General features: G+C 71.9%; 14 protein-coding genes. 3 read left to right on the top strand and 11 right to left on the bottom strand.

What is annotated here, in order from left to right; translation table 11 throughout:
• Positions 1-262 precede the first annotated feature (262 nt).
• The 6 genes from M2163_RS22255 to M2163_RS22280 all read right to left on the bottom strand — a co-directional run bounded on the left by M2163_RS22255 (position 263) and on the right by M2163_RS22280 (position 7,657).
• The gene (locus M2163_RS22255; RefSeq protein ID WP_280894819.1) at positions 263-1,267 is read right to left on the bottom strand and encodes a nucleoside triphosphate pyrophosphohydrolase; all 1,005 of its coding nucleotides are present in this window, start codon (positions 1,265-1,267) and stop codon (positions 263-265) included.
• 164 nt (positions 1,268-1,431) lie between these two features.
• On the bottom strand, positions 1,432-2,079 hold the full coding sequence (locus M2163_RS22260) for a SurA N-terminal domain-containing protein (RefSeq protein ID WP_280894820.1): 648 nt from the start codon (positions 2,077-2,079) through the stop codon (positions 1,432-1,434).
• A 155-nt stretch (positions 2,080-2,234) separates the two neighbouring features.
• The gene (locus M2163_RS22265; RefSeq protein WP_280894821.1) at positions 2,235-3,077 is read right to left on the bottom strand and encodes a glycoside hydrolase domain-containing protein; all 843 of its coding nucleotides are present in this window, start codon (positions 3,075-3,077) and stop codon (positions 2,235-2,237) included.
• Between the two features lie 137 nt (positions 3,078-3,214).
• Positions 3,215-4,708 carry a serine/threonine-protein kinase gene (locus M2163_RS22270; protein WP_280854178.1) on the bottom strand — a complete coding sequence of 498 codons (1,494 nt, stop codon included), beginning with the start codon at positions 4,706-4,708 and terminating at the stop codon, positions 3,215-3,217.
• A gap of 38 nt (positions 4,709-4,746) precedes the next feature.
• Entirely contained in the window at positions 4,747-5,343 is a 597-nt protein-coding gene (locus tag M2163_RS22275) for a hypothetical protein (RefSeq protein ID WP_280894822.1), read from the bottom strand.
• Between the two features lie 94 nt (positions 5,344-5,437).
• Positions 5,438-7,657: an N-6 DNA methylase gene (locus tag M2163_RS22280; RefSeq protein WP_280894823.1), complete on the bottom strand. Its 2,220-nt coding sequence runs from the start codon at positions 7,655-7,657 to the stop codon at positions 5,438-5,440.
• A 211-nt stretch (positions 7,658-7,868) separates the two neighbouring features.
• Between M2163_RS22280 and M2163_RS22285 the strand changes: the two genes are divergently transcribed.
• Positions 7,869-8,600, top strand: coding sequence for a hypothetical protein (locus tag M2163_RS22285; protein ID WP_280894824.1), 732 nt, complete (start codon positions 7,869-7,871; stop codon positions 8,598-8,600).
• 137 nt (positions 8,601-8,737) lie between these two features.
• A complete protein-coding gene (locus M2163_RS22290; protein WP_280894825.1) occupies positions 8,738-9,532 on the top strand; it encodes a hypothetical protein in 795 nt (264 codons plus the stop codon).
• Between the two features lie 105 nt (positions 9,533-9,637).
• Here the strand turns inward: M2163_RS22290 and M2163_RS22295 are convergent, their stop codons facing one another.
• The 4 genes from M2163_RS22295 to M2163_RS22310 form a co-directional block, all read right to left on the bottom strand.
• Complete coding sequence (locus tag M2163_RS22295) at positions 9,638-10,381, bottom strand: GNAT family N-acetyltransferase (protein WP_280894826.1); 744 nt, start codon at positions 10,379-10,381, stop codon at positions 9,638-9,640.
• A gap of 66 nt (positions 10,382-10,447) precedes the next feature.
• Positions 10,448-11,173 (bottom strand): HNH endonuclease family protein, encoded by a 726-nt coding sequence (locus M2163_RS22300; protein ID WP_280894827.1) that lies wholly within the window; start codon positions 11,171-11,173, stop codon positions 10,448-10,450.
• Positions 11,174-11,433: 260 nt separating this feature from the next.
• Positions 11,434-12,066, bottom strand: a complete 633-nt coding sequence (locus M2163_RS22305) for a nucleotidyltransferase family protein (protein ID WP_280894828.1) — start codon at positions 12,064-12,066, stop codon at positions 11,434-11,436.
• 18 nt (positions 12,067-12,084) lie between these two features.
• Positions 12,085-12,987, bottom strand: a complete 903-nt coding sequence (locus M2163_RS22310; protein WP_280894829.1) for a hypothetical protein — start codon at positions 12,985-12,987, stop codon at positions 12,085-12,087.
• Positions 12,988-13,092: 105 nt separating this feature from the next.
• Between M2163_RS22310 and M2163_RS22315 the strand changes: the two genes are divergently transcribed.
• Positions 13,093-13,677 carry a TetR/AcrR family transcriptional regulator gene (locus M2163_RS22315; RefSeq protein ID WP_280894830.1) on the top strand — a complete coding sequence of 195 codons (585 nt, stop codon included), beginning with the start codon at positions 13,093-13,095 and terminating at the stop codon, positions 13,675-13,677.
• A 364-nt stretch (positions 13,678-14,041) separates the two neighbouring features.
• Here the strand turns inward: M2163_RS22315 and mfd are convergent, their stop codons facing one another.
• The gene (mfd, locus tag M2163_RS22320) at positions 14,042-17,572 is read right to left on the bottom strand and encodes a transcription-repair coupling factor (protein WP_280894831.1); all 3,531 of its coding nucleotides are present in this window, start codon (positions 17,570-17,572) and stop codon (positions 14,042-14,044) included.
• Between the last annotated feature and the right edge of the window lie 32 nt (positions 17,573-17,604).

A 17,604-nucleotide genomic window follows, 5' to 3' on the forward strand; every position in this document is an offset into this window, starting at 1 on the left:
GTCCCCCTTGCCACCGGGACAGGGCCCGATCCTGGATGACGGCGGGGCGGTGTCGAAGGGTCTCCCCCTCGTCGCCCGGCACACTCCACACCTGGCCAAGACGGATCTGCTCCGGCGGGGACCGTCTCGGTGCGGGCCCGCCGCCACTGCGGACGGATCCGGCGCCTTCCTGCCCCTGGATGGCAGGCTCGCTCCGGCGGGGCCCGGTACTGCCGCGATCCGTCGCCGCCCCCGCTCACTTGCGCGCTCGCGCGGCCGACGTTCAGCCTCCGTTCTCCGCTCGGCGGATCGCGTCCCGGTACGCCCGTGCCGCCGCTCGCAGGGCTGCCTCCGGGTCGACGCCCTCTGCCTCGGCGCGCGTGGCCAGGGTGAGGAGTTCGTAGCCGATGCCCTCGGTCCTGGGGAGGGGGACGTCAAGGCCCGCCGTGCGCACTCGTGACGCCAGCTTGGCCGCGAGGGCCAGGCCGGGCTGGCCGAGCGGGATGCCTTCGGTCACGGAGGTGCGCTGCTTCTCTATCGCCTTGGTGCGCAGCCAGTGGGCCTTGACCTCCTCGGGGGTGTCGGCCTTCTCGTCGCCGAAGACGTGCGGGTGCCGGTGGATGAGCTTGGCGACGATGCCGCCGGCGACGTCGTCGACGGAGAAGGGGGCGTCCGGGTCCTCCTCGGCGATCCGGGCGTGGAAGACGACCTGGAGCAGGACGTCGCCCAGTTCCTCGCGCAGTTCGTCGCGGTCGCCCTCCTCGATGGCCTCGACGAGTTCGTACGCCTCCTCGATGCCGTACTTCGCGAGGCCCTCGTGGGTCTGCTGGGAGGACCACGGGCACTCGGTGCGGATGCGGTCCATGACCTGGACGAGGTCGAGGAGCCGGGCGCCGGGCAGGTCGTAGGAGGCGGGGAGGAGCTCCAGCTCGGGCATCTGCAGGCGTCCGGATCCGGCGAGGCGGGCCAGACCGTCCGTGAGGGCCGGCTCGCCCTCGCCCGTGGCCACCACGACCACGGTGTGTCCGCCCGCGCACGCCCCGACCAGTTCCTCGGCGGTCGGGGACGTCTCGTCGACCGCTATCCCGGCCTCGCGCAGATAGGGGAGCTGGGGGTGGGCACCGTCCGCGCACAGCACTCGGTCCGCGGCGTGCAGCACCTGCCAGGCGGGCCACGACAGCAGGCCGGGGGCGACGCGGTGGCTGGTGGTGAGCAGGACGATGCGGCCGGGGGCGGACGCCGTGTCGGGGTCCTGGTCAGGGGCGGGCTCGAAGCCGATTGCGTTCACAGTTCGAAGCTAACGCACGGCGCCGACGGGGAGATCGGGTTGTCCACAGGCGGAGGGCGGCGAGGTGATCGTACGATCATCTGCCCACGGTGCTGCCGTGATGGCCGCGCCAGCCGCCCGCCGCCCCTGCGCCCTCGCGCCCGGTCCGGTCAGTCCCGTACGACCTATGCCGTCTGCTCGGTCCCCGCCGCCGTGACCTCCCGTACCCACGGGGTCTTCGCGTCGACGCGGGTGCTCTTCGCGACGTCCCAGGTGCCGTAGCGCGGGTTGAGGTCGACGTCGAGCTGCTTGGACGCCTTGCTCAGGGCGTTCCAGAAGGCGGGGTCGCTGGTGTCGGTGCCGAGCTTTCCTGCGAGTTTCTGGGCCTCCAACTGGAGTCGGAGGTTCTCGTCGAGGCGTTCGGGTGCGATGCCGTACTGCTGGAGCCAGGCCGTCTCCAGGCCCTTGGCGCCGCCCGCCTGCTCCTCCAGGCCGGACCGCAGCTCCTGGACCTCCTTGCGGGTCACGGACACGCCGGCGTCGGCGGCCGCCCGGTGCAGTACCCGGTCGAGCACCATGCCGTGCAGGACGTCGCGGGTGAGGGTGCCGGTCTTGGCGATGGCCTGCTTGTACTGCGTCTCGTCCGTGACGGCGGCCCGCTGCGCGTCACGCACCTCGGTCACCCGGTTCTCCAGCTGGGAGACGGTGATCCGCTGCCCGCCGACCACGGCCGCCGCGCCGGGATGCGCGTCGCTTCCGCAGGCGGTGAGCAGGGGTGCCGCGGCGGCGAGGGCGGCGGAGAGGACGAGCGCGGTGCGACGACGGCGGTGCAAGGAGGCCTCCCGAGGAGATTGTGCGACGGTGCACAAGGTCTTGCGGTGATCGATGGTAGGCAGGGGACCGGCTCTGGCCAACCCATTCGACCAACGATTCACCAGGACTTCCGGCACCGCCGCGCCCTCAGCGCACGCACGCGCGCGTGCCGGGGTCAGCCGGTGATCGCCACCGGGCCGTCCCAGGCGTCCCGGTCCACGGTGATCGTGTAGCCGTTGCGCGACTCCTTGCTGTTGACGAGGTACTGGTGGCCGCGGCTGTGGTCGGTGTACTGCGTGGCGCCGAAGGGCCAGTCCGCGGTGGTGGTGTTCTGCTTGTCCCACAGCGCGTACCAGAGGTTGCCCGGCAGGTCGGTCCGGTCGGTCGCGGTGGCGATCGCCTTGGCGCTGGAGCCGGCGAAGCCGTAGAAGCCCGCGCGGTACGTCTTCGCGCGCAGGGTCTTGTCGAAGGCGCGGACATAGGTGAGCACGGCGTCGTTGCACGCCTTGTTCGTGATGTCGTACGCCTCCATGTCCAGGTAGATCGGACTGCCGGTCCTCATGCCGAGCGCGGAGGCCTTGGCGACCGCGTCCGCGCCGTCGCCGGCGCCCAGGGAGGCGGCGGTGGAGGCGGTCAGCTTCTCGGGGTTGGAGCCGCTCTGGCAGGGCGGCTGGGCGCCGACGTAGAGCGGGATGAGCTTCCAGCCGAGCGTGCTGACCGACTTGACCCAGGAGGCGGTGAGGTTGGGCTGGGAGCAGCCGCGGTTCCTGCCGCCGACGTAGACGGCGGCGGCGCCGTAGAAGCCGGTGTGCCAGGCCTTCATCGCGGCGAGCGAGGGGGCGGCGCAGGTGTCGAAGGCACGGCCGGTGTACGTCTTCTGCGCGGGCCAGGTGGTCGCGGCCATGGAGCTCTGCGCGGCGAGGCCGGCGCCGGCGGCCACGGCGGCCCCGGCGACGGCCCAGGTGACGTATCTGCGCTTCTTCGACTGACGATGACTTCGGCCGGACCTGGACGACATGGACGTACCCCACCCCTGGTTGTGCTGTGCATGGCTGAAACGAAGCGCAAAGCTATCCGGCGCCAGGCCTGCCCTTCGGAAACGCAAGCCCTTGGGGGCGGCAAGTTTCCCTCTGTGTGCGGCAAAATCCGGTGGCCCTAGCCGCGCACCTGCCCGAGCCACTGGAGGGTGCGGCGGATCTCGGTCGCGAGCGGGTGGCCCGGTCCGTGGAGTCGCTCCACGTCGTGCAGCAGCCGCGCGAGGGTGTCGTGGGCGGCGGCGCGGTCGCCGAGGGCGAGCAGGAGGTGCCCGATGCGGCGGCGGACGTCGTGGGCGAGCTGGGGGTCGCCGGCCACGTACTGGTTCTCGTAGTACGGCAGCAGGGCGCGGTATTCGGCCAGTGCCGCCGCGGGTTCACCGAGTTGTTCGAGGCACTGGGCGGCGTCGTAGCGGAAGCGCAGGGACTGCGGGTCGGCGTGGCCGGCCTCGGTCGCGCGTTCGTCGGCGAGGCGGCGCAGTTCGGGCAGGGCGCGCCGGTACTGGCCGTCGTCCATGAGGGTGGCGGCGTACTGCTTGCGCAGGGTGCGGACGACCGGGGAGTTCACGCCGTGCTGTTCGGCGGCCGCGGGGAGGATGGCGCCGAGGATGTCGACGGCCTGGGTGATGCGGCCCTCGCCGAGGAGGCGCTTGACCTCGTCGACCGCGCGCGCGACGTCCGGTTTCCCGGTCTTCTCGGGGGCCGGTGTGACGGGGGCGGGCTGGGGCGCGGGCGTGCGCGCGCGGTCCGGCCAGGGGGCGTGCGGGCGCAGGAAGGGGCGGGTGGGGTCGAGGGGTGCTCCTGTCGGCGTCCCACGCGCGGGCAGGAGCAGCGCCAGGTCCTCGTAGACGTCCTGGGCGGAGGCCGGACGGTGCTGCGGGTCCTTGGCGAGGAGCCGCAGGACGAGCGCTTCGAGGGCCTCGGGGACTTCGGGGCGGCTGCGGCGCACCGGCAGCGGTGGCTCGTACAGGTGCCGGTGCAGCACGCCGAGTGCCGTGGATCCGGCGAAAGGGACGTCCCCGCTGAGGAGTTCGTGCAGGAGTACGCCGAGTGCGTACAGGTCGGTGTACGGGCCGACCGCGCCGCCCATGGCCTGCTCGGGGGCCATGTAGGCGGGTGAGCCGATCGGTGAACCGGTGTGGGTGAGGCGGGTGGTGTCGGTGTCCATGACGGAGGCGACACCGAGGTCCAGGACGGTGACCGTGCCGTCCTGCTTCACCATCACGTTGCGGGGCTTGAGGTCGCGGTGGACGATCGGCACGGCGTGCACGGCGCTCAGTACGGCGCACAGTTGCGCGGCGACCGCGACCGCCCACTGCCAGGGGTACGGGTCGTGCTCGGCGAGGTGGTCGGAGAGGTCGGCGCCGTCGACGTACTGCATGACGAGGAACAGCTCCTCGCCCTCGCTGCCCGCGTCGTGCACGGTGACGAGTCCGGGGTGGTCGACCTGCGCGGTCACCCGGCACTCGCGCACGAACCGGCGGCGCAGCTCGTCGGCCTCCTGTCCGGCCACCTTGTCGGGGCGCAGCAGCTTCACCGCCACGCGCCGGTCCAGGCGCCGGTCGTAGGCCGTCCACACCTGGCCCATGCCGCCCTGGCCGATGAGCGTGGCCAGCTCGTAGCGGTCGGCGACGACGCGTCCTGCCGCCACGGTCACCTGCCGCCCTCGGAGTTGCCGTCGTGCTTGCGCAGGTAGTCGCTGAGCTCGTCGAGTTCGGCGCGCACCTGGTCGATACGGGCGGGCGCGGGGCGCTGCGGCGGCGGGGGCGGCACGACACCGGGGCCGGGGACCGGAGGAGCCGACGGCTGCGGCTGCGGCGGCTGGAGCGTGGAGGCGTACGGCGGCGTCGGCGACGGGGCCGGATGGGGGTAGCCGTAGCCGGTGTGGACGGTCGGGCCCTGGGGCGGCGGGTAGCCGGCGAACTGCCTCTGCTGGTGCACCCGGATGTCCATCACCAGGAAGTACACACTGCTGAAGAGGCCGAACAGCAGGACCAGGGCCATGGCGACGTCGGTCCGCGGGTCGCTCTCGGGCAGTGCGCCGACCACCGCGAAGCAGGCGATGGACAGCGGGAGGCTCGCCCAGGCCAGCACCCAGTCGACCGACCGTCCGCGCAGGAAGGCGACCCGGAACAGCGGAGCGCAGGCGAGCAGGCCGCACGAGAGGAAGCCGGCGGCGGCGAGCAGCACGCGCAAGGTGATGACGGTGCCCGAGCTGCGGGCGGGCGGCACCGCGCCGTGGCCGTACATGAACGCTCCTGAACCGGGATTCGATGTGGGGTTCGAGCGTATAGGCCGATACCGACAACAGGTCACGGGTTGTACCGAACCGTTGTCGACCTGATCAGTCGGGCGCGACCGTTCCGTCGGTGAGTCCGTCGTACATCCCGCGCACGAGCTGCTCTCCGAGCCGGCCCGCGTGTCTGAGCGCCCGCTCGAACTCGTCGAGCGTGCGGAAGCGTTCGCCGTAGCGTCGTTGTTCGTCCAGCGGGAGCCGCGGCAACTGGAGTCTGCGCACGTCAAGGCGGGTCGCTGTGGAGGCGTAGCTGCTGGCCTGGCGGTTGTTGGCGGTGCCGCGCAAGAATCCCGCGAGGAACCAGGGGTCGAGCGCCGCCGGATCGGGACGCAGCAGCACGAGGTTGCGCCCCAGGGCGGCTCCCTGGGTCGCCGCGTCGATCACGCGCGCCACCGAGCCACCGCCGAGCACCGGGACGACGACGTCGCCCGGTTCGGTCAGCACGGCCTCCTCGTCGCTCTCGGGGAGCGTTCCGGAGGGGGCGGCGCCGGAGAGGACGTCGTGGTCGGTGAGCACGGGTACGCGTGCGTGGCCGCCGTTTCCGCCCGTGCGCAGCATCAGGGCGCCGCCGCGGGCGAGTTCGCCGATGGTGGTGAGCGGCCACCGCGCGGGGTGGGCGGCGTCGGCACGCTGCGGGGTGAGGTCCGCGGTCAGGCGCAGGGTCTGCCCCAGCAGTTCGCGCACAGCCGTGAGCTGTTCGGCGCCGTCGGCCGCCGCGGGCGGGGGCAGGTGGCGGGCGGGGGCGAGGTCCACGTCGTCGTCGAGGAGCTCGATGACGGGCAACGCGCGTGCCAGGCCGGGCCGTTCGGTGAAGCGGCCGGGCCGCCCGAAGGCCTGCCAGGCGTCGAGGACGGCTTCGCGCACGGCGTGCCAGTCCGGACCGCCGCGCCCGTCGCCGGCGAACTGCCCCACGTCGACGAGGAGCACCTCCGGCTGCGCGGGCGCCCTTTCCGGGCGGCGCAGCACCCACAGGTGCAGCGGGATGTTGTACGGCGGTGCCGCCCCGACCGGCAGGGCGATCACGGCGCGCAGGGCACCGCGGCGCAACAGGTCGGCGCGGATACGGCGACCGGAGCGGCGGGACGCTGCCGCGGGCGGCATGAGCAGGACACCGGCGCCGCCGTCCTTGAGGCGGGCGAGTGCGTGCTGGACCCAGGCGAGCTCGGACTCGGTGCGGGCCGGGAAGCCGTACTCCCAGCGGGGGTCGTAGGCGAGTTCGTCATGGCCCCAGTTGCGCTCGTTGAACGGCGGGTGGCACAGGACGGCGTCGGCGTGCAGCCGGGGGTGGGCGTCGGCGCGGAGGGTGTCGCCGGTGGCGCCGCGCACGATGGACCAGGTGTGCAGGGCGAGCCGGAGCGTGGTGAGCGCGGCGAGCTCGGGGGAGCTGTCCTGCGCGTAGAGCCGCTGGTCGGGGCGGGTGGCGGCGGCCCGCAGGAGGGCGCCGGTCCCGCAGGCCGGGTCGAGGACGGTACGGGCGGGGCCGACGAGGTCGGCCATGAGAGCGGCCAGGTCGGCGGGGGTGAGCGTGTACTGGCGCGGGTTGGCGTCGAGGTGTCGGCCGAGCAGGAACTCGAAGGTCTGGCGGGCGCCCAGTTCGGCGGCCAGCTCGGCGACGCCGCGGAGGAGGGGGGCGGAGGGGAGGAGTTCGGGGCCGGTGGGGGTGCGAACGGCGGCCGTGTGAACGGCGGGAGTGTGAACAGCGGGGGCGATCGCGTCGGGTCGGACGCCCGCTGTCGGCTGGATGCCCGCTGTCGGCTGAACGCCCGCTGTCGGCTGGGGGCTCGTCGCCGACTGGGGGCTTGGCGCCGGGGCCGATTGAGCGCCTGTTGCCGACTGGACGCCTGTCGCCGACTGGACGCCGGTCACTGACTCGGCTCCGAAGCGCGGCGTGAACACCTCCCGCAGCGCCCCCGGCAGCATCTCGGCCAGGCGCTCGTCGGAGCCGGAGCTCACCTCCAGCCAGACGGGCGGCCGGTCGTGGATCAGCAGGAGGACGCAGCCCGCGTGGGTGAGGGCGGTGACCGGGCCGTCGGGGTGGCCGGAGAGCTGCTGCCAGACGCGTTCGCGCAGCGGGACCTCGGCGAGTTTCCCCTGCTTGCGCAGCCAGGCCTCGACCTCGGTGAGCGCGAAGGAGGGGCTGGTCTCGGTGCCGCCGACGGGCCTGGGGAAGTCGGTGTGCCGTCGGCGCCAGTTGCTCACGGCCGCGCGGCCCACCCCGGCCAGCCGTGCGATACCGGCGGCGGTCACCTCAGTCGCGTTGTCCTGCACTCGCCCGCTCCCCTCGTCGACCGCACAAGCCCGCGGCCCGCGTGTGACGCCGAGCATACCGAGGCGCGCAAGATCCACCCCTTCACGCCCGTGTACTCGACACTTCCTGTGAACAGTGTTGACTCGGTTCACAGACTCTGCTCTTATTGACCCAGCGAACGGAGCGGCCGCCGAACGGCGGTGGTCGCGGCGTCGGAGGGGGAGCACAGCCATGGGCATGAAGGGCAAGGTCGCGCTGGGCGCAGTCGTCGGAGTCGTCGTCATCGGAGTCGTGTCGGCGAACGCCGGCAACAACGGGGACGGCGGCACCTCGGGCGGCACCGGCAAGGGCTCCTCGGCTTCCGCGAAACGCGAGGCCGGGGACAGCACGGCCGGGGCGGGCGGGGCGGGCCAGAAGGGCGACAAGGGCTCGGGCAAGGCCGAGGCCGAGGCCGCCGAGAAGAAGGCCGCGTTCTCGGGGGACGGCGACTTCCAGGTCGGCTCGGACGTCAAGCCCGGCACCTATCGCACGACCGGCAACAGCGACGGCATGTGCTACTGGGAGCGGGCCAAGGACGCCTCGGGCGAGATGGACTCGCTACTGGCCAACGACAATGTCACCGGCACCAGTTACGTCACCGTCAAGGCCACCGACAAGCTCTTCACGTCGAGCGACTGCAACGACTGGGAGGCCGTCGACACCAAGGCGAAGGGCTCCCCCGCCACCCGGATGTCCGGCGACGGCGGGATGTTCCTGGTCGGCGCCGACATCGCCCCCGGCACCTACAGATCCACCGGCAACACCGACGACTCCTGCTACTGGGAGCGCACCAAGGACGCCGAGCACGGCGTCGACTCGATCATCGCGAACAACAACGTGAACGGCACGGCCGTCGTCAAGATCGGCGCCTCGGACGCGTACTTCAAGACGACCGGCTGCAAGGACTGGAAGAGGACCGGCTGAACCGGCCCGTCCCTTTCGCTCTCTCTTCGACCGCTCTCCGGCCTCTCTTCGGTCTCTCTTCGCTCGCCGCCCGGGCGCCCCACGGACAGCGCGCCCGGCACCTCATCACCTCACCGCATCCCCACCAAGGAATCACCATGCGTCGTACCGCACTTGCCGCTCTCTGCATCGCCGCCGCGGCCACCGCAGGACTCACCGGATGTCAGCCGGGACAGGACAAGGCGGACAGCAGCACGAACGCGTCCAGCTCGGCCGCCGCGCCGGGCAAGTCGGCCGCGAAGAAGGAACCGTTCGCCGGGCTGAGCGGCGGTGAGATAGCCGACCGGGCCACGAAGGCCACGACCGGCGCCTCCTCGCTGCGGATGAAGGGCGACATCCCCGACGACGAGAGCGGCACCACCATCAGCCTCGACGTCCTGCTGAACAAGAAGGGCGACTGCGCCGGCACCATCGGCATGGGCGGCAAGGGCAAGGCCGATCTGATCAAGACCGGCGACATCGTGTACATGAAGTTCGATGAGGCGTTCCTGCGCGAGCAGAGCGAGGGCGAGTCGAAGGCGGACACCGACGCGGCCGTGGCCATGCTGGCCGGCAAGTGGACCAAGTCGAAGGCGACGGGGACGGACGCCAAGGAGTTCGAGGGCTTCTGCGACCTGGGCGCGGTGCTCGACGGCGCCGGGGACACCGGCTCGGACGCCAGCCGCGGGAAGACGGCCACCGTGGACGGGGCTCCGGCGATCACGCTGCACGAGAAGGACGGCAAGGACCGCTACACGCTGTACGTCGCAACCGAGGGCAAGCCGTATCTGCTGCGGGTCGACAGCACGGCCGGTGCGGACCAGGGCTCCGTCACCTTCAGCGACTTCGACGAACCGGTCCCGACGCAGAAGCCGGCGGGCGAGATCCTGGACCTCGACGCCCTGGGCGGCTGAGCCCCGGAACCGACACGACACACGCCACACATACGGGCCGTGCACACATAGGACCTGCACATACGGGCCCGGCGCACACGAGGCCGGCACGTGGATGCGGCACGCTCAAAGGGCGTGCCGCATCCACACGTTGGGCTCGACGTACACCGCGTACCCGCGCTCCGGCTCGCAGCGCACCGGTACCAGCGCCCCGGGCACCTCGATGTCGCCCCGGGTGTCGAAGGGCAGTCCGGTCCAACGGCGCCACTGCTCCAGCGACGCGGACACCGTCATGGACGCCGGCGCCACGGCGTGCACGTGGGCGCCGGCGCGCACGTGCACGCGCAGCCAGGGATCGTGCGGCAGTCCGTCGGGGCGGGTGCGGGAGACGTACTCCGTGATCGGGGTGTGCGGTTCGAGGTGCTTGGCGCTGGGGCGGACGGGGGCGACGACCTCGCTGAAGCCGTGGGCGCGGGCGTTGTCACGCATCGCCGAGAGCATCCGGGCGGACAGCCCCCGGCCCTGGAAGCGGGGATCGACGACGACCGAGATCGCGCTCACCGTGTCGGGCCGTACGCCACGCCGGAGGTCGCTGAAGGCCCACACCAGCACCTCGTCCCAGCCCCGGGCGGGCAGTTCACCGCGGTCCTCGGCACCGAGGGCGAAGGGAACGCTGTGGGCGTGCGCGACGACCTCACCCCGCTCGTCCTCGGCGAACTGCACGTACTCGGGGAAGTCGCCGGAGATCCGTCCGTAGTGCGCGTTGCCCACGAGGTCCTCGGTGACGAACTGCGGCCAGCTGCTGGCCATGCCGAGCACCCGCTCCCGCATCTCGGGACGCTCGGCAAGACTCGATACCTTCCACTCCATACGATCACCGTAGGCGCAGGCCCGCCCACCGGAGAAACACTTTTCGCGCGAGCCCGGTGCGAACCGTCAGTCCGCGTGGAAACGCGGCGGCGCCGCCGTCGGGTTGCCGCCGACCGGGAGCTTCTGGCCGGGGCAGCCCGTGAGGACCTTCTCCATCGCGGACTTCTCGGCGGCCGTGACCCACAGGCCGTACTTCTTCTTCACGGCGACCTGGGCGGCCACGTACGTGCACCGGTACGCCTTGTTCGGCGGCAGCCAGGTGGCCGTGTCACCGTCGCCCTTGGAACGGTTGGTGCTCGCGTCGACGGCCAGGAGGTTGAGGGGGTCGTTGGCGAGGGCTATCCGCTTGCTGGCGTCCCAGTACTTGGCCCCCTTCTGCCAGGCGTCGGAGAGCGCGACCACGTGGTCGATGTCGACCTGACTGCGCCCCCGCCGGTAGGTCACCTCCTTGCCCGAGTACGGGTCCGACTCCAGTACGCCGTAGGACACCTTGCAGTCCCCGCCGGTGAACTTCACGTCCTCCAGGTCGCGTTTGAGTATGTCGTCGCGGGTGTCGCACTCGTTGGAGTCGGTGTCGGCCCACGCGGTGCCGAACCGGTCCCGTTCGTAACCCGTCTTGGGTGCCCGCCCCTTCACGGTGAGCGACTCGGCGGCGCTGAGGGCCGCGCCCGAGCCGCCCGCGACGCCGGTCTCCTCAGGTCCGCCGGATCCTGTGGTCGTCTCCGCCTTGCACCCGGCCATGGCGAACACCAGCACGACGGCGGCCGCGGCCCCGCCCTTCAGACGCATCACGTGCGTCCCTCCCCTTGCAACCCGGTCCGTCCCCGCACGAAGCGCTTTCCCTCGTACTACGTCGCGCACACCGTAGCGAGCGGGCGCACCGCGGCATGGAGGAGGCCCCGGACCACATCCCCTCCAAATGGGCATCGAGACATACCGGCCGTATCGTCGGCGGTGGCGCACCGCGAGCCGGCTCCCACTCCCCTCACACGCTGAACGAGAGGCCGTCCGCGCGGATCCGGCCCGCGCGGGCGGTGTTCACGTCCGCAGGGTCACGTCGACGAGCCTGCCGGCCGCCTCGTCGGTGACCCTTCCGGCCACGGCAGCACCGTGAGCTCCGGCCATATCTCCTTCCAGCGCGCGGCCTTGGCCTCGTAGACCTCTTTCGGGGCAAGGACCGGGTTGGGGCGGACCACGAGGTTGAAGACGTCGGACAGCCCGTGCGGGGCATAGACCCGCCATTCCCCGCCACGTTCGAGCCGCACGCCCAGACAGCAAGTGGTCGCGACGAAGCGGTCGATGGCGGACTCGGTGGAGTCGTACCGAGGGCAGGGCACCCCGAACTTTTCCTCGTACCAGAGGTGCACCCGGGCCTCGTTGCGGATCTCCACCTCGGCCCGCAGGCCGCCGAACACCTCCTGCCCTGCTCTGATCACGGCATCCTCGGCCTCCCAGGAGAGATCGGTGTCGTCGAAGTAGAAGACGTCGTAGTCCCTGATGCCTTGGGCCGGGGGTCTGCCGGTGACCACGTTCCACACGGTCTGGAACAGGCAGCCCGCCGTCACGTACCAGCCCGGCAGGTCAAGCGTCGCCGTCCTGGCCATCACCTCGGTCAGGATCTCGTTCCGGTCGAGCGTGGCACGGAACGCATCCAGCTGTTCCGTCAAAGGGAATCGTCCGAGCATCCGCCCTGACTATCACGGTCAGACCTTGCCGATGCCCAGCGTCGTCTCGGACGGGAGCAGCCCGGAGGAGAGCACCGCCACCCAGAAGTCTCCCAGGAGGTCCGCGAGTCGGGTCGTGTCGGCCGCGCCGAGCAACTGCCATGGACCGGCAGCCAGTTGGTCGGTGTGGTGTTCCACGCGGTGACGGAGATCCCGGCCGGCGTCCGTGGCCTGGCCGTACTCGTCCACCAGTCCCCGAGCCGTCAGACGCTCGCGCGCGGAGTCCCATTCCCCGGCGCTCCAGCCCCGGCTCTCGAAGCGCTCCACGGAGGCGGCGCCGATCGCGGCGAAGGACACCAGCGACTCGACCGGGTCGAGGCCGGCCACGAGGAGGGCGGCTATGTGGCCGTCGCCGCGGTGCTCACGCAGGATCGTCGCCGCCTGCCACAGCTGGAGGTGAGGCGCCTCGGGCCACGCCGACTCGGCGTTGGCCGCGGCGAGGGGACGGCCGGCCGTGTTCGCCGACTCGGCGGCACGCCGGGCCAGAGCCGCGGCCTCCGCCAGCTCCGGACCGTCCACGCGGTCCCCCAGGATCGCGCGGTACGCCCGGTCGATCCCCCGCTGCCTCGCCGCCAGGACGGCACCGGGCTCGGCGGTCGCCCACGCGGAGCCGATGTGCTCGGCGACCATGCGGGGGCTGAAGCTGTAGAAGGCGGACGCCACGCGCTCGGCACCCACCGGCCCCAACGGGGCGGCACGCAACGGGAAGTAGCTCGGCCAGCGCTCCTGCGTGCCGTAACCGAGCGCCGCCGCCTCCTCGAAGACCTGCGGCGCGTAGTAGAGCACCGCGTGCAGGGGTTCCAGCAGATGCCAGAGCCGGCGCACCTGACTCAGCTCCACCGCACCCGCGCCCGCGTCGACCCTGCGGTCATACGTCGTCATGACACAACCCCCGTCGCATCCGCTCACCCAAGAACTTGACACTGACTAGATTGCCTCGCCCTCACCAAACTTGTCAATGCCTAGATAATGGGTACGCTGCCGACCATGGCACCTGCGGAGACCAAGAAGCCGAACCGCCCCTACCATCACGGCGATCTGCGCCACGCGATCCTCACCGCCGCCCTCGACGTCATCGCCGCCGACGGCCCCGCCGGGCTGAGCCTGCGCGACCTGGCCCGCCGTGCCGGGGTCTCGCACGCGGCCCCGGCCCACCACTTCCGCGACCGCACCGGACTGCTCACGGCGATCGCCGCCGAAGGTTTCGCGCTGCTCGCGGCCGCCCTCAACGACGCCTCGGACCTCAAGGACGCGGGCGTGCGCTACGTACGCTTCGCCCGCGAGCACCCGGCTCACTTCCAGGTGATGTTCGCGCCGGAACTGCTGCGCGCCGACGACCTCGAACTGATCACGGCCCGCGCCCTGGCCACCGACGCCCTGCGCACCGCGGTCGCAGCCGTGGACGCCGATGACTTCGGCGTCGACAGCCGCCTCGCGGGAGTCGCCGCCTGGTCCCTCGCCCACGGCTTCGCCACGCTGCTCCTCAGCCACAACCTGGACGGCCCGGTCGGCGACAGAGACCCCGAGGAGGTGTTCCGGACGCTGGCGGCCACGCTCTTCCGCACGCACTGAACCCAGCGCCTGCACCGCGGGAACCCGGGACACGGACGTCCCGCCCGAAGCCGTCCGGCGTCAGGGGCGCCCTAGCGCCGCACCGGAGGCCAACCGCGCCGACGCCACGGGGTGCCACCACGCCCCACGGCACCACCGACCGGGCGCCGGCAGCACCGACCCCGCGACGGCAGCACCGCCCGAGGACCCACCCGCGTCAGGCCCCGCCGACCCCCACACCCGCCCGACGGCCGACCGCGAGTCACTCCGTCACAACCGTCCGCCGACCGCGAGTCCCCCATCACGACCGCCCGACCGCGAGTCACCCCGCCACGACCACCCGACGGGTGCCCCACCATCCGACCGTCCGACCGCAGGTCCCCCCTCACGACCCCAGGATCGACGTGAGGAACTCCCCCACCCAGCCGAGCAACTCCCGCCCGACCAACGGCTTTCCGCCCACCTTCGCGGTCTTCGGGCGCGGCACCAGCACCTGGTGCGCGGCCGGCTTGATGACGGTGCCCGGGTAGAGCCGCTTGAGCCGCAGCTCCTGCGACTCCCGCAACTCCACCGGTGCGAAGCGGATGTTGGTGCCCTGGAGGACGATCTCGCCGACGCCGCACGCGCGGGCCAGCATCCGAAGTCCCGCCACCAGCAGCAGGTTCTCCACCGGCTCGGGCAACTTGCCGTAGCGGTCGACGAGTTCCTCGCGTACGGCCTTGATGTCCTCCTCGGTGTTCACCGAGGCGATCGCGCGGTAGGCCTGCAGGCGCAGCCGCTCGCCCGGCGCGTAGTCGTGCGGGACGTGCGCGTCGACCGGGAGCTCGATCTTGACCTCCAGCGGCGGCTCCTCCTCGACACCGCCCTCCAGGGAGGCCCGGTAGTCCGCGACGGCCTCGCCGACCATGCGGACGTACAGGTCGAAGCCGACGCCCGCGATGTGCCCGGACTGCTCGCCGCCGAGGAGGTTGCCCGCGCCGCGGATCTCCAGGTCCTTCATCGCGACGTACATGCCCGCGCCCATCTCGGTGTGCTGGGCGATCGTCGCGAGCCGTTCGTGCGCGGTCTCGGTGAGCGGCTTCTCCGGCGGGTACAGGAAGTACGCGTAGCCGCGCTCGCGGCCACGCCCGACCCGGCCGCGCAGCTGGTGCAGCTGGGACAGGCCGAAGTTGTCGCCGCGCTCCACGATCAGGGTGTTCGCGTTGGAGATGTCGATGCCCGACTCGACGATCGTGGTCGACACCAGCACGTCGAACTTCTTCTCCCAGAAGTCGACGACGACCTGCTCCAGGGCCTGCTCCGACATCTGGCCGTGGGCGGTGGCGATCCGCGCCTCGGGGACGATCTCGCGCAGCCGGGAGGCCGCCCGGTCGATCGACTCGACCCGGTTGTGGATGTAGAAGACCTGGCCCTCGCGCAGCAGTTCACGGCGGATGGCCGCGCCGATCTGCTTCTCCTCGTACGGCCCGACGAAGGTGAGCACCGGGTGGCGCTCCTCCGGGGGCGTGGTGATCGTCGACATCTCGCGGATGCCGGTGACCGCCATCTCCAGGGTGCGCGGGATCGGGGTGGCGGACATGGTCAGCACGTCGACGTTGGCGCGGAGCTTCTTCAGCTGCTCCTTGTGCTCGACGCCGAAGCGCTGCTCCTCGTCGACGATGACCAGGCCGAGGTCCTTGAACTTGGTCTCCGAGGAGAACAGCCGGTGGGTGCCGATGACGACGTCCACCGAGCCCTCCCGCAGGCCCTCCAGGACGGCCTTGGCCTCGGTGTCGGTCTGGAAGCGGCTGAGCGCCTTCACGACCACGGGGAACTGGGAGTATCGCTCGCTGAACGTCCCGAAGTGCTGCTGCACCAGCAGGGTGGTCGGGACGAGAACGGCCACCTGCTTGCCGTCCTGCACTGCCTTGAAGGCGGCCCGCACCGCGATCTCTGTCTTGCCGTAACCGACGTCGCCGCAGATCAGGCGGTCCATGGGGACCGACTTCTCCATGTCCTCCTTGACCTCGGCGATGGTGGTGAGCTGGTCGGGCGTCTCCGCGTACGGGAAGGCGTCCTCCAGCTCGCGCTGCCACGGGGTGTCCGGGCCGAAGGTGTGGCCGGGGGCCGCCATCCGCGCGCTGTACAGCTTGATCAGATCGGCGGCGATCTCCTTGACGGCCTTCTTCGCGCGCGCCTTGGTCTTGGTCCAGTCGGCGCCGCCGAGCCGGTGCAGCGTGGGGGCCTCGCCGCCGACGTACTTGGTGATCTGCTCCAGCTGGTCGGTGGGGATGTAGAGCCGGTCGCCGGGCTGGCCGCGCTTGGCGGGGGCGTACTCGACGACGAGGTACTCGCGCGTGGCGCCCTGCACGGTCCGCTGGACCATCTCGATGTAGCGGCCCACGCCGTGCTGCTCGTGGACGATGTAGTCGCCCGACTCCAGGGTGAGCGGGTCGATCGTCTTGCGCCGCCGGGCGGGCATCCGGGTGCCGTCCTTGCCGGCCGCCTTCTGCCCGGTCAGGTCGGTCTCGGTGAGGACGGCGAGTCTGAGCGCCGGGTCGACGAACCCGTACTCGATGGAGCCGCACGCCACGTGGACGACGGACGGGCTCAGGGAGGTGAGCTCGGCGTCGAGGCGGGCCGCGATGCCCTCGCCGCCGAGCACCTCGACGGTACGGGCCGCGGGGCCGTGCGCCTCGGTCACGAAGACCGCGCGCCAGCCGTCGGCGAGCCAGCCCTTGGTGTCGGCGAGCGCCTTGGCGGTGTCGCCGCGGTAGGTCTCGGGCGCGTGCATGCCGAGCTTGAGGGTGTCCGCCTCCAGTTCGAGGTCGGCAGCGAACGGCGACACCGACCACCACATCATGTCCAGCTCGCGCGCGCGGTCGCGGACGTCGGCGATGGACCACAGGGAGGCCGCGCCGACGTCGATGGGCGCCTCGCCGCCGCCCGCGGTGGCCGCCCAGGAGGCCTGGAGGAACTCCTGCGAGGTGGCCACGAGGTCGGACGCGCGTGTGCGGACCCGCTCCGGGTCGCACACGACGGCCATGGCGCCCTTGGGCAGGACGTCGAGCAGGAGCTCCATGTCGTCGACGAGGACGGGCGCGAGGGACTCCATGCCCTCCACGGCGATCCCCTCGGCGATCCGGCCGAGCAGTTCGCCGAGCTCGGGGTGCTGCTCGGCGAGGGCGCGCGCACGGGCGCGTACGTCGTCCGTCAGGAGCAGCTCGCGGCAGGGCGGGGCCCACAGGCCGTGTTCGGCGATCTCCAGGGAGCGCTGGTCGGCGACCTTGAAGTAGCGGATCTCCTCGACGTCGTCGCCCCAGAACTCGACGCGCAGGGGGTGTTCCTCGGTGGGCGGGAAGACGTCGAGGATGCCTCCTCGTACGGCGAACTCGCCGCGCCTCTCGACGAGCTCCACGCGCGCGTACGCGGCGGCGGCCAGGGCCTCCACGACCGTGTTCAGGTCGGCGGTCTGGCCGGTGCGCAGGGCCACCGGCTCCAGGTCGCCGAGGCCCTTGACCTGGGGCTGGAGCACGGAGCGTACGGGCGCGACGACCACGGAGACCGGGCCGGTCTCGGGGTCGTCGGGGCGGGGGTGGGCCAGGCGCCGCAGAACCGCCAGTCGGCGGCCGACGGTGTCGGAGCGGGGGCTGAGGCGCTCGTGCGGGAGGGTCTCCCAGGAGGGGTACTCCACGACTCCCTCGGAGGGGAGCAGGGAGCGCAGGGCCGCGGCGAGGTCCTCGGCCTCGCGGCCCGTGGCCGTCACCGCGAGCACGGGGCGGCCGGCCTCACGCGCGAGTGCGGCGATCGCGAAGGGGCGGGCCGCCGGGGGGCCGACCAGGTCGACGTGCATGCGGTTGCCGTCCAGGGCCGCCGTGATCGCTTCCGCGAGGGCGGGGTCCTTGACGACGGCGTCGAGCAGACCGTGCAGGCTCATTCTGGGCGGCTTTCGTCCGGGGGTTTCTGCGG

Source organism: Streptomyces sp. SAI-135, from assembly GCF_029893805.1.
In the GTDB taxonomy this organism is placed as follows: Bacteria; Actinomycetota; Actinomycetes; order Streptomycetales; family Streptomycetaceae; genus Streptomyces.